Here is a 16769-nt window from a genome sequence, read left to right as displayed (position 1 = left end):
ATGAAACAAAGTATGGGTATGATTTTGATTGTTTTGGCTTTGGCTGCGTGTAGCAGCACAGGTTCCCATTCAGGTTCTAGCCAAGTGTATGGTCAAATAAGCGGTGGCGTGGGTTATACCTCACATTGATTTGGCTGAATCAACAAGCGTCCTGTAAAGGTTTTACAGGACGCTTGTTTGTATCCGTTTTTATTGGCTTAATTGCTGTTCAAAAAAGCGCAATACCAAAGCGGTTTCTTCTGCCAATTGGTCTTGTGTGCCATTGCCGCTGTGACCACCATCTTCAGGACACAACAACCATGCTGCTTGTTTGAGTTCTTGCAAGCGCGCATGCGTTTTCAAAGCGTGAGCAGGATGCACGCGGTCATCACTGAAACTGGTGGTGAGCAAAGTTTTAGGATAAGTCACATCTTCTTGCAAATTGTGGTAGGGCGACAAAGCTTGTAGTGATGCTGTGGCTGTTGGGTCTGCATCATCTGGATTGCCAAACTCAGCAATCCACGATGTTCCTGACGACCATTTTGTATAATTGAGCATGTCGGCTAATGGCATTTCAGCCACCACAGCACCGATTTGAGTCGGTGCTTGTGCCATCGCCGCCAAAACCACCAAACCGCCATTGCTACCACCTTGTAAACCAATTTGTGTCGCAGTTGCCAAATTTCGCTGTTGTAAATCTTGTACCACGCTGAGTAAATCTTCAATGGTTTTGTGCTTGTTGTTACCAATGGCCGCTTGGTGCCATTGCGGACCAAATTCGCCGCCACCACGCACATTCGCTACCACAAAAGCATAACCTTGGCTCAACCAATGTCGACCCATTAAACCCAAATAATGCGGCAATTCAGCCACAGCAAAACCACCATACACATACACAATTGTCGGTTTGGGCGCATCGCTTGGCGTGCCAACATGAAAATAAGGAATGGACGTGCCATCTGTGCTTTGCGTCCAAAATTGTTGGGTTTGCATGTTTTTAGCATCAAATTGTTTCGGCTGTTTGCGCAAAACCGCCACATCTTGCTGGGCAAAATCGACACACAGTAAAGTCAAAGGCGTGCTGAAATCGCTGATGGCGACATAGACCACATCACCGCCATAAGGTTGGTCGACTAATTCGATGGTGCCACGAGGCAGCGCAGGCACGGTGGCTTGTTGCCACGCACCTTGGGAAAATTGTTGCGCACGCAATTGGCTTTGAACATTGTCCAACACATGCATCACTACAAATTGGCGTGTGGTTTCGACCGCTTCTAAAATACAGGCCGCTGTGGGCTCGAACAAAATTTGTGCTGCACCCAATTGACCTTTGCTCAATTTGACCGCTAACAAACTGCCATTGGCATAACGGGTATTGGCACGTTGCCAATCGCTTTTGAGCCACACCAATAATTGACCGCCCAAATAACCAATCAAATCGCAGTTTTCAGGCAGGTTTAAAGGCTGCGCTTGCAAATCGCCATCGACCCAGTAATAGGTTTTGCGGTAAAAATCATGCGCCACTTCAATGACATCCAAATCTTTGCCTTGTGGATCCAAATAGCGACAAGCTGCGACAAACATATCATCGATTTCAGCTTGTAAAACGGGAATGGCTTCATCCATACTGTTGCCACGCTCTAATAGCCACACTTGGCGAGGGTAGCCGCTGGTGGTTAATTGCGCTTCGTGCCAAGCAGGGCAGACCCAAACGCTGTCTAAGTCACGCCATGCAATGTGGTTTTTGCCCAATGGAAAATGAAAACCACTGTCCACCAAGCGTTTTTCAGCCAAATCAAATTCCAATGTATAAGCGGCATCGCCGCCATTGCTGCCAAACTCTAACAAAGTGCGAGTTGGGTGCAACGTGCAATGCGTGACATGATTCAAATACACATCGTCCTGTAACACCTCATCAAATGCTTCCACCGAAAACAAAATGTCCCAATCAGGCAAGCCCGAACGAAAACTGGCCGCCGTACACACACGATAAACGCCTTTAGGATAATCGGCATTTTGATGAATGTGGTACATCCGCGCACGATGCTCTTGGCAAAACGGAATTTGTTTTTCATTTTGAATCTGCGCCAACATGTCTTGCGCCATGTCTTTGGTGCGTTGGTCTTCAAACTGTGCCAAGGTTTGCGCATGGGCACAAGCGGCATATTGTTGGGTTTCAGGACGGTTTAAATCTTCTAGATGGCTGTGGGCATCACAATTCATGGTATTCAATTCAATCAAAGCATCAATGATGCATTATAACGTGAAATACAGGCCGCTTTGAGTGGCAACATGACTGACAGTTTGTGTAAATCCAGTGAATCTACTTGCAAATGATAAAAGCTATCATTATTATAGCGATTCATAATTGTTTTTAAATCAAGGATTGCCACATGTTTGTATGTATTTGCAATGGTGTGACTGATACTGAAATCAAGCAAAGCATTGCGGATGGTTGCCGTGATATGGCGAGTTTGCAAGCGGAGTTGGAAGTGGCGACTTGTTGCGGTCGTTGTGGTGATATGTGCGAAAAATTATTGAGCGAAGCCCATCATGTTCATGAACCTCGCTCAGTGGGCATTTTAATCCACGCTGTGTAAGCTTTATGCTTGATTGCCAACAGCTTGTTGGATGAAGTTTTCCAGACCCATTTCTTCAATCAAGAACAATTGATTTTCTAGCCAATCGATGTGTTCTTCGTTTTCTTCTTTAAGTTTGTGCAACATGTCACGGCTGACGTAATCGCCTTCAGCTTCGCACACTTTAATCGCTTCAATCAAAGCTGCGCTTTTGATATTTTCCAGTTGCACATCACATTCGAGCATTTCTTTGACGTTTTCGCCCAACAGTAACTTGCCCAAATCTTGCAAGTTTGGCAAACCTTCGAGCAATAAAATGCGTTCAATGACGTCGTCAGACATCTTCATTTCTTCAATCGATTGTTTGTAAACGTGCTTGCCCAAAGCTTCGATGCCCCAGTTTTTCAACATGCGTGCATGTAAAAAATACTGATTGATGGCAATCAAAGACACAGCCAAGACTTTGTTCAATTCACGTTTTACAGGACGGCTTCCTTGCATGTTCGTCTCCTTTATTGAGTTTAGACTTGGCTTTGCAAGTAGTTTTGTAAGCCCATCAAATCAATCAAGCGCAATTGTTGTTCTAGCCAATGAGCGTGGTCTTCTTCGGTATCACGCAATTGTACAATCAACAAATCGCGAGTGACATAATCGAATTCTTGTTCACACAAACGAATGCCTTGTTTTAAAGCATCGCGCACGTGCAATTCCAAAGCCAAATCCGATTGGAACATCGATGGAACGTCTGTGCCGATATTCAATGCGCTGGGCACCATTTGAGGTGTGCCACCGAGCATCAAAATGCGTTTGATCATTTGCGCGGCATGGTCGCCTTCTTCTTGCATTTCATGCGTCATGCGTTCGAACAATTTGCTATAGCCCCAATCTTCGTACATTTGGGCATGAATAAAATATTGGTCACGCGCACCCAACTCACCTGCGAGCAACTCGTTCAAATATTGAATGACAGCTTTTGAGCCTTGCATGATGGATTCCTTTATTTTGTGGTTCGGATGAACCAGACATGGGTAGTAATGGGTTTATTTTAACAAAAAATTTTATCAATTTGAAAGTATTAATTTATATTATTAATAATAACAGTTCTCATTAAGTTTCAATGATTTAAATGAAAATTAATGCTATTTGTATCTAAAAAAGCGTCCTGTAAATCATTACAGGACGCTTGAGTCTAAACCCTTGTTAGTGATGGTGATTCAGACGCCATACACTATCTATCGACCAACGTTTGTTTAAGCGGTAATCAACAGAATTTTGGCGAAAGCCTCTTCAAACTGCTTCAAGCCATCGTCGCGCAAACGCAACGCCAAAGCGTCCAAGTCTATGCCCAAAGCCGTTACATCTGCCAATACTTGTGCTGAGGCAGCTTCTTTGCCACTTAAACTGGCGCTGACGTTGCCATGGTCGATAAAGGCATTCAAAGTGGCGCTAGGAACGGTATTGACAGTGTGCTCGCCAATCAATTCGTCCACATACAATGTGTCAGGGTAGGCAGGATTTTTGGTGCCTGTCGATGCCCATAACAATTGCAAACGTGTCGCACCTTGTGTTTGCAAATCTTGCCAAGGTGTTTGTTGCGTGAACGCTTCCCAATCGGCATAAGCGCTGCGTGCCAAAGACAAAGCCACTTTGCCTTGTAAAGCTTCTGGCAAGCTGATGTCCAAAGCCGTATCAATGCGCGATAAGAAAAAGCTGGCGACCACAAAAATTTTGTCAATCGGCAAACCTTGCGCAACACGTTGTTGCAAGCCTTGTGCGTGTGCGTCCATGATTTGTGCCAATACTTGGCGCGAGAATATCAAAGTCATGTTGACGTTGATGCCAGAGGCCACCAATTCGGTCAATGCTTCAATGCCTGCGTCTGTGGCAGGGACTTTGATCATGGCGTTCGGTTGGTTAATCGCTTGCCACAAGCGTTTGCCTTCGGTGATGGTACCTTGGGCATCGTGTGACAATTCAGGAGATACTTCCAAACTCACCATGCCAGCTTGACCATTGTGGGCTTGGTAAACAGGCAAAGTCACCAAACAAGCGTCCTGTACGTCGGCAATGGCCAAGGTTTCATAACGGCTTTTGGCATCCATATCTTGCTGTTTTAAAGCAGCCAATTCTTCGGTATACAACGCATCGTTTTGAAAAGCTTGTTGGAAAATGGCAGGATTGGATGTGACACCCATCACACCATCTGCCAATTTGCTTGCCAATTCCCCTGATTGAATCAATGAGCGCGACAAACTGTCGAGCCAAATTTGTTGTCCTAATTGAGCCACTTGTTGCAACTTGCTCATGTTTGTTCCTTTGATATTGTTACGTATTTCCATTTAAAGACTGCTGATGTTGTTGGGCGACTTTAACATAGTGTTGGGCAGAATAAGCCAAAAAAGCGATTTCCTCTTCAGTTAAACGGCGCACTTGTTTGACTGGAGAGCCGACATACAAATAGCCACTTTCCAAGCGTTTGCGAGCAGGAACGAGGCTGCCTGCTCCTATCATCACATCGTCTTCGATGATGGCATCGTCTAAGACCGTTGTTTTCATACCCACCAAAACACGATTGCCAATGCGGCAACCATGCAGCATCGCCATATGACCCACCGTCACATCATCACCAATGATTAACGGTGAGCCTTCAGGTTTTTGATCATTTTTGTGTGACACATGCAGCATGGCCAAATCTTGCACATTGCTGCGTGCGCCTACGCGAATGTAGTTAACATCACCACGTATCACCGCCATAGGCCAAACCGAACTTTGTGTACCTAAAATGACATCGCCAATGATGACACAGCTAGGATCGATGAAAACAGCATGCTGTGTATCTGGAATGGTATTTAAAAATGGTCGAATATTGTTCATCATCATTGCCATATTATAAGGTTAAAAAAGAAACGCTTTAAAAGGTCGATTTGCGTGATTTTTGTCACAACTATATCTGATGACATTAATTTAAGCACCCAAAAACAGCAAATAAGTGATAAGTATGATTCTAGCGAATCGGCTTTTATTGTTAGCATATTATTTTATTTTTATGAAATACATTGGTTGATTTTATTTTTTGATTGAGATTTAATGAAAAAAAATAATAATTTATCAGGCCGTTTGTCATATTGTAGGCATGTTAGCCTGAGAGAAATTAATTTAGAATGAAACCTAATTTAATTAACTAGCATAAATGAGCGTTATCTCTAAGCACCAAGCAACTTTTTATAGGCGATTGGGTTTAGGTGTGGGTTAATTTATCAAATTGAAAAATCATAACGAAGGAAGAAAACGTGGCTAAATTTGTGCAAACTTTGATTGTTTCTGCCATTGCTGGCATCACTTTGGCTGCGTGCGGCGGCGGTGCAGATACCAAACCTGCGGCAGCTGCACCAGCAGCGGCATCAGGTACGACGACAGCATCGGCCCCTGTGGCTGATGGCACACCAAAACGTGTCGCTATTACAGCGATTGTAGAGCATCCTGCTTTGGATGCTGTGCGCAAAGGTGTGGAAGAGCAATTGGCGGCAGATGGTTATAAAGTCGGTGAAAACTTGACCATTGATTTCCAAAGTGCACAAGGCAATACGGCAACCGCAGGTCAGATTGCGAAGAAATTTGCAGGCGATAATCCTGATGCCATCGTGGCGATTGCGACACCAAGTGCGCAATCAATGGTAGCGGCAACACGCACGGTTCCTGTGGTATTTGCAGCGGTGACCGATCCTGTGGCGGCGAAATTGGTGACGTCTTGGGAGCCGTCTGGTACCAATGTGACAGGCGTATCGGATGAATTGCCTTTAGAGCCACAAATTGATTTGATGAAAAAATTGGTACCGAATGTCAAATCAGTGGGTTATGTTTACAGCCCGGGTGAAGTCAATTCAACTGTGATTTTGGAACAGTTGAAAGCCAAATTGGGTGCGCAAGGCATTGAAGTGGTGGGTGCGCCTGCTCAGCGTACTACGGACATTTCAACTGCGGCAAACGGCTTGGCAGGCAAAGTACAATTGATTTACACCACCACCGACAACAATGTGGTTTCAGGTTATGAAGCTTTGTACAAAGTGGCTTTGGCTAACAAAATTCCATTGCTCGCTTCTGACACAGATACTGTGAAACGTGGTGCGGCAGCGGCTTTGGGTGTGAACTATTATGATGTTGGTTTGCAAACGGGCAAAATTGTGACCCGCATTTTAAAAGGTGAAAAAGCAGGTGCCATTGCACCGCAAAAAATGGACAAATTGGATTTGTTTGTTAATCCAAAAGGTGCTGAAGCGCAAGGCTTTACAATTCCTGCTGATTTGGTAAGCACAGCTAAAGAAGTCGTTCAATAAGTCTCGCTTAGGTGCCACTGAGTATGGCCAACTCTAAACAGCATATTTTGTTGGAGTTGGCCTTTTTGATTCAGGCCGCTTACCGAGTGGTGTGATAAAAACTGATTAAATAAGACAAAGAAGATCCTTATGTCCATGATTGCATTGTTCGGGGCTTTGGAAACGGGCCTCATTTACGCTTTGGTTGCTTTGGGTGTATACATTTCGTTTCGCATTTTAGATTTTCCTGATTTGACTGCCGATGGCTCTTTCCCTTTAGGTGGTGCGGTGGCGGCAGTTTGTATTGTCAATGGTGTCAATCCTTGGCTTGCTTGTGGTGTGGCTGTGATTGCAGGTGCTCTGGCAGGTATGTTGACAGCTTGGATGCATGTGTCTTTGAAGATTTTGCAATTGCTTGCAGGTATTTTGGTGATGGTGGCTTTGTATTCGGTCAACTTGCGCATTATGGGTTCGCCCAACGTACCACTGATTGGTGAGGCCAGCGTGTACAGTGGTTTTGTGGGCGATGATTTTGCTAGCCAATATTGGATACAGCCATTGGTGATTTTGGGTTTTGTGATTGCGGCTAAATTCTTGATGGATTGGTTTTTTTCTACCCAAACAGGTTTGGCAATGCGAGCGACAGGTGCCAATGCACGTATGGCGCGTGCGCAAGGTGTGTCGACCAATAAAATGGTCATTTTAGGCATGGCTTTGTCCAATGGTTTGATTGCTTTAGGCGGTGCTTTGTTTGTACAAACCCAAGGTGGTGCGGATATTTCGATTGGTATCGGTACGATTGTGATTGGTTTGGCTGCCGTGATTATTGGCGAAACGTTGATTCCGTCTAAGAAATTCTTGTTGATTACCATTTCGGTGGTGATTGGTGCGGTGTTGTATCGTTTGTTTATTGCTTTGGCTTTGGGCAGCGACACTTTGCGCTCTATGGGTTTTGGCCCGCAAGATTTGAATTTGGTGACGGCTTTGCTCGTGGTATTGGCATTGCGTTTCCCGCAAATCAAAAGTTACTTTAAGAAAGTGGGTAAACCATCATGATGCAAGCAACTGATTTACGCCTGACATTTAACCCAGGTACACCGATTGAAAACCGTGCTTTGCGTGGCATGACGTTGGGCATCAATGAGGGCGAATTTGTCACTGTGATCGGCTCTAATGGTGCGGGCAAATCGACTTTCTTAAATTCCATCAGTGGCGATTTGTTGGTCAATACAGGCAGTATTGTCATTGACGGTCAAGATGTGACCCGTTTACCGGCTTACAAACGAGCGCATTTGGTGGCTCGCGTGTTTCAAGACCCGATGGCAGGCACATGTGAAGCTTTAACCATTGAAGAAAATATGGCTTTGGCTTTGAGTCGTGGCGAAAAGCGCGGCTTAAAATTGGCTTTGGACAAAGACAAGCGTGAGCTGTTTCGTGAGCGTTTGAGCGTGTTGCAATTGGGTTTGGAAAACCGTTTGCCAGACCGTATGGGTTTGTTGTCAGGTGGTCAGCGTCAAGCAGTGAGTTTGTTAATGGCAGCCATGCAGCCTTCAAAAATCTTATTGTTAGACGAACACACTGCCGCACTTGACCCGAAAACTGCTGCATTTGTATTGGAGTTGACCGATAAAATCATTACCGAGAACAAATTGACCGCAATGATGGTGACGCATTCGATGCGCCAAGCTTTGGATCATGGTCATCGTACGGTGATGTTGCATCAAGGTCAGGTGATTTTTGATGTGTCGGGTGACAAACGTGCCAATATGGATGAAGCAGGTTTGATTCAATTGTTCCACCAAACCAGTGGTGAAAAACTGGCGGATGATGCGTTGTTGTTAAGCTAATCATGCAGTGAATAAAATCAATTCAGCTTGTATATTGGATTGATGGATGAAAAATAAGCGTCCTGTAATCTTTACAGGACGCTTGTTTGCATTTTTACAGGACGCTTAATAACAGCGGAACACACTGCCATCACTATTGTGGTGGCAGTATTTTTTGTGGCGACTGTTCCAATGGTAAGCACCTCGATTGTCACCGCCATACACATTGGTTTCAATGCGCACACTGCCTTGCATGGGTTGACCTGCACGCACCGCAGCATCGTATTCTAAGCGGTTGCGTTGCTGCTCGTTATAGGCTTTGGACAAGTCACGAGCGGTTTGGCATTTTTGTGGGTCTTGGCGTTGGGCGCATTGACGATTGGCAAAATCAACGTCTTGTTGGCTAAGTGCCCATGCGGAAACTGGTAGCGATAGCCCAATGATTGCACACACTAAAGAGAGTTTCATGGCGGTGTTTTCCTAAATCAAGTTTCAGAAAAATAGATTTATGGCTTTATTGTAATCAAAATGGGGACAGGTGGTGTCTGGTATCGGTGAAAAATACTTTAAAATTTCAACCATTTGTGACCAAAGAAAAATACCAACAAGCCCAATATGATGATGCCCATGCCCATAATTGAGTTATTGTCAAATCTGGTGTATGGCATTCAGGCCGCTTTCTCTGTTGATTGCTCGTCTTCCTGCTTGCCATCTTTGAAGATGACGTTGTTGACCACCAAGGTCAATAAGTTGAATCCTTGAATCCGGCGCCAACGCTTTTGGGCCGTTTCCAATAATTTGTACACCATCGCCAAAGTGGTTTCTCTGGAACCGCAGTTTTTAGCCCGCTTACTACGCAATCGTACGGTAGCAAACGTGGATTCAATCGGGTTGGTGGTGCGGATGTGCGTCCAATGCACATTTGGAAAGTCATAGAATGCCAATAACTCTTCTTCATCCTTCACCAGTTTGTTAATGGCTTTGGGGTATTTGTCACCAAAGCGAGCCACTGTTTGTTTGAAGGCTTGTTCTGCACTTTCTTTGGTTTCGGCCATCCAAATTTCTTTCAAAGCCTCTCGCAATTTGCCTTGTACCGATTTGGGTACGGCTGCCAACACATTGGCCGTTTTGTGCACCCAACAGCGCTGATGTTTGGTGTCTGGATAAGACTTGGCCATGGCATTCCAAAAGCCCAACGCACCATCGCCGACCGCCAATTTTGGACTGGTTTCCAAACCCCTCAAACGCAAGCCTATCAACACTTCTGACCAACTGACTTCAGATTCCCGATAACCATCTTCAACCGCCACCAACTCTTTATGTCCTTGATCAGTCACACCAATGATGACCAGCAAACACAGTCTATCGTCCAATCGCACATTGCTGTAAATGCCATCGGCCCACCAATACACATAGCGTTTGCCCTTTAAATCCCGCTGGCTCCATTGCCGATGTTCGTCCGTCCAATGTTGCTTCAAACGACTGATGGTATTGGCTGACAAGCCTTTGGCCTGCTCTCCCAATACAGCCGCCAAAGCTTGTTGGTGGTCACCTGTGGAAATGCCTTTCAAATACAGCCATGGCAGCAATTCTTCGATGCTTTTGGTACGTTTCAAATAAGGCGGCAACAATTGACTGTTGAAACACACACCGTCACCACTGCGATCTCGTACCTTCGGCACTTTCACCTGTACATCACCAATGCCAGTCTGCACTGTTCGTTCCGGCAAATAACCATTTCTGACCAATGCTTGGCGACCATCGGGAAGTTTCTTGGGTGAGTGTTGCTCCAGCAAAATCTGCAATTCGGTTTCAACTGCTTTGGCAATCAACTCCCTGGCTCCCTGACGCAGCAAATCGGTCAATGGGTCATTGAATGTTTGCTGTGGTTGTACGAATGCATTTGGGTTAGAATCAGTCATGGCGTATTCCTTTTGTTGGTTGAAATCTTTGGTCGGAAATCAATCAACAGGATACGCCTTCTTCATTTGTTCGTCATACACCAGAAATGACTATAGCTCCCCATAATTTTGCTCAAATCTATGGGTTTGAGCGGCATGTTGAGCCAACCATAATGATCAATGAGTAAACCTGCACACAATTGACCCATGATGATGAACAACAACATATTGGCAACCCCGACTTTAGGCGCAACAATGATGCTAGAGCAAACCAAAAATGCGCCCATCAAGCCGCCCGTCCATTTCCACCATGCTTGTTGTGGGAGCAATTGCAGTGTCGGCAATTGACCTTTGAATAACACAATGCTGAACAACAGCAATGTGCCAATTAAAAAAGAAATGAATGCAGCCAATAAAGGTTGCTGGAGTAGGGATTTTGCCAATTGGCTGTTGACGGCAGCTTGGGTGGAAAGCAAAACACCTGCTATCAAAGCCATGCTCAGATATAACCATTGCATGAATATTCTTTCATAAAAAAAGCGTCCTGTAAGTTTACAGGACGCTTGTCATTAATCAGGATTATGCTGGAACGACTTCGCCTAAAAAACCACGCAATTTTTGCAATGCTTTGGCTTCGATTTGGCGAATGCGTTCGGCAGATACACCGTATTGGCTGGCCAAATCGTGTAAGGTTAAGCCGCTATCGTCTTGTAACCAACGAGATTCGACAATGTGGCGTGAGCGGTCATCCAATTGTGCCAAGGCAGTTTGCAAGCCTTCGGTTTGCAATTGGTGATGGGCTTTTTGCGCCAAGATTTGTGTCGGTTCGCTGTTGTGGTCGGTCAACCAATCTATGGGTGCAAAGCTGTCTTCATCGTCATCGCTGTCGGATAACAAGGCCACATCTTTGCCGGTCATGCGTTGCTCCATCTCGAACACCTCAGACAATTTGACGCCCAAATCGTCGGCGATTTGCTGCGCTTCGATGTCGCTCAAAGCATTCATATTTTTGCGCATGCTGCGCAAATTGAAGAACAATTTGCGTTGTGGCTTGGTAGTTGCCACTCGTACCAAGCGCCAGTTGCGCAAAATGAATTCGTGGATTTCGGCTTTGATCCAATGCACAGCGAATGAAAACAAACGCACACCACGGCTAGGCTCGAAGCGTTTCACGGCTTTCATCAAACCGATATTGCCTTCTTGAATCAAATCTGCTTGGTTTAAACCATAACCATCGTAGCCTCGTGCAATAGAAACAACGACACGTAAATGCGACAAAATCATTTTTTTTGCCGCTTCTAAATCATCATACAAAGCATGACGTTCGGCCAAGTCATGCTCTTCCTCTGCGCTCAATAATGGAATGCTGTTCACTGTGTGAATATACTGTTCCAAAGTTGAATGACCGCTGGGTACAGGTAAAGCAAAAGCTGGGTTCATCAATGTATTGTCCTTATCTTTCAATGAGACATAATGCAAGCAACTGAGTGTAGCATAAAACCAACGCTATCTTATTGCTGTAACATAAATTTAACTTTTCTTAAGACTTTTGGCAAGTCTGATAGTTTCATTAAATTAAGTTAAAGCTTAAGTGTTAATGTTGTATTAAAAAAGTGCGCAAGACAGACGGAACCAGACTGAAAAAAGTAGCAGAAATACTAAATATTGAGTGGGTATATAGAAATATTCGGTCTTGCATTGTTTAAATATCATTACGTATTTGACATAAAAATGCAAGACCGATTATAAATATCAATATGACTGAGGGTTTGGTCTAAACTGACTGTAAATAAATAATATCAACAACCAAACCGAGAGCAAAATCGCCAACGGCCAAGTACCACCTAAGCGCATATATGGGGTTTCGCCTTGATAACCGTGAATGGTGGTGGTCAAAATTTGCTGGGTATCGCGCGGTGCCAAAGACACAATATGACCTTTCGGATCCACCACCGCTGTTAAGCCTGTATTGGTGGCGCGCACCATATAGCGACCTAATTCTAAAGCTCGAGCTTGGGATTGTTGCAATTGTAAATCCATGGCGTGGGAGGTGCCATACCAAGCCATATTGCTGACATTGGACAGTAAAGAAGCTTGTTGGGCTGAGGCAATCAATTCATCACCAAAGCTGTCTTCATAACAAATGTTAAAAGCTATTTTCTGATTGGCCAATGCCAATGGTGCTTGATTTTTGCCACCAGCACTGAAGTCTGCCAGTGGCATGTTCATCATCTGATATAGCCATTGTGTGCCTTGTGGTTTGAATTCACCAAATGGCACCAAATGGTTTTTGCTGTAAGTGGGCAAGGCTTGATCGGGTTTTTCAGGATCAAATGAACTAAAATTGATGATTGAGTTTAAATATTGGCGGCCTGTATGCGTGTATTCTGGTATGCCTATTGCCAAAGCGGCGTTTTGTCTATGTGCCGTATTCACAAATTGGGTTAATAAGCCTTCGGGTAAGTCTTGGCGCATGAGGGGTATGGCGGTTTCAGGCATGATGACAATGTCAGCCTCAGCTTGTGTGAGCAATTCATAATATACTTGTATGGTATGCGCAAAAGCTTCAGGCTCCCATTTTAAAGTTTGTGGAATATTGCCTTGTAATAGAGCCACACTGGCTTGGGTGCCATCTCTTTCTGTCCAATGGTGTTGTGATAAATTGACACCTATGGCGACAATCAACATGCTGACAGCGACATGTAACGATTTTTGCCAAATCGGCTTACATAAAATAAGACCTGCTATTGCTGCACCAATCAATGCAGTGGCCCATGTGACCAAAGCAATGCCACTGACAGGGGCGTAACCAGCCAAAGGTGATTCGGCAATTTGCGTATAGCCTAATGCTCCCCAACCAAAACCTGTGAAGGCGCGCTCGCGTACAAATTCGGTTAAGGTCCAAACAGCGGGAAAAACCAACAGTAATTTGCCACTGTCAGGTAGGCGGATTTTTTCACATAACCAAATGGTTAATGTCGGATACAGTGCCAAATACATCGGCAATAAAGCAGTCAAAGGAATGGAAATTGGCAAAGGCAAACCTGAAACGTCATGTAATGCTGTATTAATCCAATAACATTGCACAAAATAAGTCACCCATGCCCATAAATAGACCAAGCGCAAACGATAGCGCTCATGCCAAAATGCCACAATGAGCATGACTGCCAATAAAATAGGCATTAGCCAATACAAGCGATAAGGTGCATAAGCAAAAGGCGTTAAGGCCGCTGAAATGACCATCAGCAATGCGCCCATAATTGGATTGCTTGCGAGGCGTTGTAACAAAGATTGGGGCATTAGTGAGCAGCTTTCTGTCCACGTAGATTTTGTATCATGTGCACAATCCATACAATGATGCTACCAACAATGGCACCGATGAGAATACTAAAGCTTTTGGTGACTAAGAGATTGGTGATGCCACTACCTATATGTTCGAGATTGTGTGCTAAATGGGTTAAAAATGGCAGATTGTGGACGATGATGTCACCGCCTACTAAGAACATGGCAAAAGTACCGACGATACTTAAAGTGCGCATTAAATAAGGTGTAGAGCTAATTAATACAGAGCCTAATTTTTTTGAGAAAGCAGAGGCTTTGGTTTTCATCCAAAAACCTAAGTCATCAATTTTTACAATGCCAGCAACCAAGCCATAAACCAAAACGGTGACTGCAACGCTAATGGCAGACAATGCCAAGGCTTGTTTTAAAATCGGGGCAGTGGCCATTGTACCTAAACTAATGGCAATGATTTCGGCTGATAAAATAAAATCGGTACGAATGGCGCCTTTGATTTTGGCGGATTCGTCAAAAGCCATATCCGAGATAGGTTCAGAAGAGTGAACAGCAGGTTGGCGCTTTTGTTTGTATTTGTGATAGCTGTGCAATACTTTTTCGACACCTTCAAAGGCCAAAAAAGCACCACCGATAATCAGTATTGGACCAATTAAAAAGGGTAAAAAATAAGACAAAGCTAGAAAAGCAGGCACCAATACCACTTTATTCCAAAAAGAACCTTTGGCTACTGCCCAAATAATGGGCAGTTCGCGCTGAGCAGAAGAACCTGTGACTTGTTCGGCATTCAATGCCAAGTCGTCACCAATCACGCCTGCTGTTTTTTTAGCGGCGACTTTGGTCATCACAGACACATCGTCTAAAACAGCTGCAATGTCGTCTAATAAAAGAAGTAAAGAGCCTGCCATAATTATATTCCTAACTTATTAAAACATCATTCTTCTGTGTTGGGCGTGACCAATAACACATGCAAACGACGGGCATCAGCGCGGGCGATGGTAAATGTCCAATCACCAATGGTGATTTTGTCACCACGTGCAGGTAAACGACCAAATTCTTGAATGACCAAACCACCGATGGTATCGACTTCTTCATCAGAAAATTGAGTTTTGAAGTACTCATTGAAATCTTCGACTTCTGTTGTAGCATTGACGCGAAAGCGTTCAGGACTGATGGCGAAAATTTGATCTTCGTTGTCATCCAAATCGAATTCGTCTTCAATGTCACCCATGATTTCTTCGGTCACATCTTCTAAAGTGACCAAACCTGATACGCCACCATATTCATCAATCACGACTGCCATGTGATTGCGTTGTGCACGGAAGTCTTTCATGATGTTGGTCAGTGATTTGCTTTCAGGTACAAATACGGCAGGGCGCAAAATATTGGCCAACTGGAATTGTTCAGGTTGCCCAAAAAAGCGTAATAAATCTTTGGCATGGACGATGCCCAATACTTCGTCTTTGTCCTCGCCAATCACGGGAAAACGTGAATGTGAGGTTTCTTGTACGTAAGCGATGATGCGTTCGATGCTGTCATTGGCTTTGATGACATCCATTTGACTGCGAGTGACCATCACATCACGCACTTCTAAATCGGCAAAATCCAACACATTTTCTAGAAGCTCTAGGGTTTCTTTGTCAACCACTTCATTGTCAGCAGCCAGACGCAAAACGTCTAAAATTTCTGCTGGGCTTTCTGGCGTGTCATTGCTTAAGCGGCTTAAAATGCGTTCAAAAAAGTTGGGTTTCTTCGACGAGCCTTCGTCCATTATTGTTCATCCTGTAAATATGGGTTGGTATATCCTAACTGATGCAAGATGCTTATTTCAAGCGCTTCCATTTCCTCAGCATCAGATTCTTCAATATGATCGAAACCGATCAAATGTAACATGCCATGTACGGTCAAATGTGCGTAATGGGCTTTTAAAGGTTTGTTTTGTTCTAAAGCCTCACGTTCAATCACTTGTGGGCACAAAATCAAGTCGCCATATAAAGTGTTGCTTTGTTGGCCTGATAGCAAATCCAATTCATCGTGAGCGAAACTCAAGACATTGGTAGCGTAGTCTTTTTCGCGGTAATCGCGGTTATAACTTTGTGCGTCTTCTGTATCCAATAATACCAAGCTGATTTCTGCATGACGGTAAAATGGTTTCATGGCTTGCCATGCCCATTTGAAAAAGTCTTGCTTAGTGGGCGTTTGGGCGCTAGAGGCATTGTCCACATGCAAGTGTAAACGTTGTTTTTGGATGGCTAGAAAAGGAAAGGTTTTGGCTTTTTTCATAATTTAAAGTGTTTCAGTCAATGTTTGGGTACGGCGAGCTTGGATTTTTTGCCATGTTTTGTACAAAATAAACGCTAAAAAACACAAAGCCGCAAGTGCTAAAAATGGGGCAAAAATAGATAAAATGGCCAATACAATCGCGCTGATGGTTTCGCCAATCGAGATAATTGGATTGGCAATACCACCTGTGGTTACGGTCGATGTGGCTCTGGCACTGGCATTGATGCCTTTAATCGTTGCCGCTGCTCCGCCACCGCCAATAATGGCCAATGCCCAAGTGAACACCGGTGGTAAATCCATGGCAGTAGAAGCCATGATGGCAGTGCCAGCCAGACCTGCTAATGGGATGGCCAAAGTATCGAGTAAATTGTCAAACCAAGGAATCAAATAAGCCAGCGCTTCTATGATACAGGCCGCTGCTAAGACCGTTAAAGCCACAGGAGAATTGAGCCATTGCCATTGTTCATTCATCGGCAACACTTCATAAAATCCTGCCAAACTCAGAGCAAACAAAGGTACAAAGACCCGAAAACCTGCCGCAGCTGCTAAGCCGATACCTAATACGATACTGAGTAAGGTTTCCATAATGGCTTT

At 44.4% G+C, this 16769-nt stretch carries 19 protein-coding genes; 5 read left to right on the top strand and 14 right to left on the bottom strand.

Annotation, left to right across the window (positions count from 1 at the left end; all coding sequences use genetic code 11):
• The gene (locus tag ADP71_RS13140) at nt 1–129 is read left to right on the top strand and encodes a hypothetical protein (RefSeq protein WP_257793065.1); all 129 of its coding nucleotides are present in this window, start codon (nt 1–3) and stop codon (nt 127–129) included.
• Nucleotides 130–189: 60 nt separating this feature from the next.
• On the opposite strand, the gene ADP71_RS09430 is transcribed toward ADP71_RS13140, so the two are convergent.
• Nucleotides 190–2202, bottom strand: coding sequence for an alpha/beta fold hydrolase (locus ADP71_RS09430; protein WP_019957114.1), 2013 nt, complete (start codon nt 2200–2202; stop codon nt 190–192).
• Nucleotides 2203–2372: 170 nt separating this feature from the next.
• Here ADP71_RS09430 and ADP71_RS09425 point away from each other — a divergent pair, with 170 nt between their 5' ends.
• A complete protein-coding gene (locus ADP71_RS09425; RefSeq protein WP_019957115.1) occupies nt 2373–2579 on the top strand; it encodes a (2Fe-2S)-binding protein in 207 nt (68 codons plus the stop codon).
• A gap of 3 nt (nt 2580–2582) precedes the next feature.
• Here the strand turns inward: ADP71_RS09425 and bfr (ADP71_RS09420) are convergent, their stop codons facing one another.
• The 4 genes from bfr (ADP71_RS09420) to ADP71_RS09405 form a co-directional block, all read right to left on the bottom strand.
• Nucleotides 2583–3059, bottom strand: coding sequence for a bacterioferritin (gene bfr, locus ADP71_RS09420; protein WP_019957116.1), 477 nt, complete (start codon nt 3057–3059; stop codon nt 2583–2585).
• 20 nt (nt 3060–3079) lie between these two features.
• Nucleotides 3080–3544 carry a bacterioferritin gene (bfr, locus tag ADP71_RS09415; protein ID WP_019957117.1) on the bottom strand — a complete coding sequence of 155 codons (465 nt, stop codon included), beginning with the start codon at nt 3542–3544 and terminating at the stop codon, nt 3080–3082.
• 264 nt (nt 3545–3808) lie between these two features.
• Nucleotides 3809–4864 carry a transaldolase gene (gene tal / locus ADP71_RS09410; protein WP_019957118.1) on the bottom strand — a complete coding sequence of 352 codons (1056 nt, stop codon included), beginning with the start codon at nt 4862–4864 and terminating at the stop codon, nt 3809–3811.
• A gap of 19 nt (nt 4865–4883) precedes the next feature.
• Nucleotides 4884–5432, bottom strand: coding sequence for a gamma carbonic anhydrase family protein (locus ADP71_RS09405; RefSeq protein ID WP_019957119.1), 549 nt, complete (start codon nt 5430–5432; stop codon nt 4884–4886).
• A gap of 416 nt (nt 5433–5848) precedes the next feature.
• Here ADP71_RS09405 and ADP71_RS09400 point away from each other — a divergent pair, with 416 nt between their 5' ends.
• From ADP71_RS09400 to ADP71_RS09390, 3 genes are all read left to right on the top strand, one after another.
• Nucleotides 5849–6892: an ABC transporter substrate-binding protein gene (locus tag ADP71_RS09400; RefSeq protein WP_019957120.1), complete on the top strand. Its 1044-nt coding sequence runs from the start codon at nt 5849–5851 to the stop codon at nt 6890–6892.
• Nucleotides 6893–7021: 129 nt separating this feature from the next.
• Nucleotides 7022–7927, top strand: a complete 906-nt coding sequence (locus tag ADP71_RS09395; protein WP_019957122.1) for an ABC transporter permease — start codon at nt 7022–7024, stop codon at nt 7925–7927.
• A complete protein-coding gene (locus tag ADP71_RS09390; RefSeq protein WP_019957123.1) occupies nt 7924–8718 on the top strand; it encodes an ABC transporter ATP-binding protein in 795 nt (264 codons plus the stop codon). The genes ADP71_RS09395 and ADP71_RS09390 overlap by 4 nt, the downstream gene beginning before the upstream one ends.
• A gap of 105 nt (nt 8719–8823) precedes the next feature.
• Here the strand turns inward: ADP71_RS09390 and ADP71_RS09385 are convergent, their stop codons facing one another.
• From ADP71_RS09385 to ADP71_RS09340, 9 genes are all read right to left on the bottom strand, one after another.
• On the bottom strand, nt 8824–9165 hold the full coding sequence (locus tag ADP71_RS09385) for a hypothetical protein (protein ID WP_019957124.1): 342 nt from the start codon (nt 9163–9165) through the stop codon (nt 8824–8826).
• A gap of 200 nt (nt 9166–9365) precedes the next feature.
• Complete coding sequence (locus ADP71_RS09375; RefSeq protein ID WP_104931213.1) at nt 9366–10619, bottom strand: IS256 family transposase; 1254 nt, start codon at nt 10617–10619, stop codon at nt 9366–9368.
• A 62-nt stretch (nt 10620–10681) separates the two neighbouring features.
• Nucleotides 10682–11116 (bottom strand): DMT family transporter, encoded by a 435-nt coding sequence (locus tag ADP71_RS09370; RefSeq protein ID WP_171461107.1) that lies wholly within the window; start codon nt 11114–11116, stop codon nt 10682–10684.
• 61 nt (nt 11117–11177) lie between these two features.
• Nucleotides 11178–12038, bottom strand: coding sequence for an RNA polymerase sigma factor RpoH (rpoH, locus tag ADP71_RS09365; protein ID WP_019957126.1), 861 nt, complete (start codon nt 12036–12038; stop codon nt 11178–11180).
• A 312-nt stretch (nt 12039–12350) separates the two neighbouring features.
• Nucleotides 12351–13898, bottom strand: coding sequence for an apolipoprotein N-acyltransferase (gene lnt, locus ADP71_RS09360; RefSeq protein WP_171461106.1), 1548 nt, complete (start codon nt 13896–13898; stop codon nt 12351–12353).
• Nucleotides 13898–14800, bottom strand: a complete 903-nt coding sequence (locus tag ADP71_RS09355; RefSeq protein WP_171461105.1) for a DUF808 domain-containing protein — start codon at nt 14798–14800, stop codon at nt 13898–13900. The genes lnt and ADP71_RS09355 overlap by 1 nt, the downstream gene beginning before the upstream one ends.
• A 26-nt stretch (nt 14801–14826) precedes the next feature.
• Nucleotides 14827–15663, bottom strand: coding sequence for an HlyC/CorC family transporter (locus ADP71_RS09350; protein ID WP_019957129.1), 837 nt, complete (start codon nt 15661–15663; stop codon nt 14827–14829).
• Entirely contained in the window at nt 15663–16175 is a 513-nt protein-coding gene (gene ybeY, locus ADP71_RS09345; protein ID WP_104932058.1) for an rRNA maturation RNase YbeY, read from the bottom strand. Before ybeY ends, ADP71_RS09350 begins: the two co-directional genes overlap by 1 nt.
• A 3-nt stretch (nt 16176–16178) precedes the next feature.
• Complete coding sequence (locus ADP71_RS09340) at nt 16179–16760, bottom strand: DUF4126 domain-containing protein (protein WP_019957131.1); 582 nt, start codon at nt 16758–16760, stop codon at nt 16179–16181.
• Between the last annotated feature and the right edge of the window lie 9 nt (nt 16761–16769).

The sequence above is a fragment of the Vitreoscilla sp. C1 genome, from assembly GCF_002951955.2.
GTDB classification, from domain to species: domain Bacteria; phylum Pseudomonadota; class Gammaproteobacteria; order Burkholderiales; family Neisseriaceae; genus Vitreoscilla; species Vitreoscilla stercoraria.
This window is presented reverse-complemented; position numbering and strand designations above follow the sequence as displayed.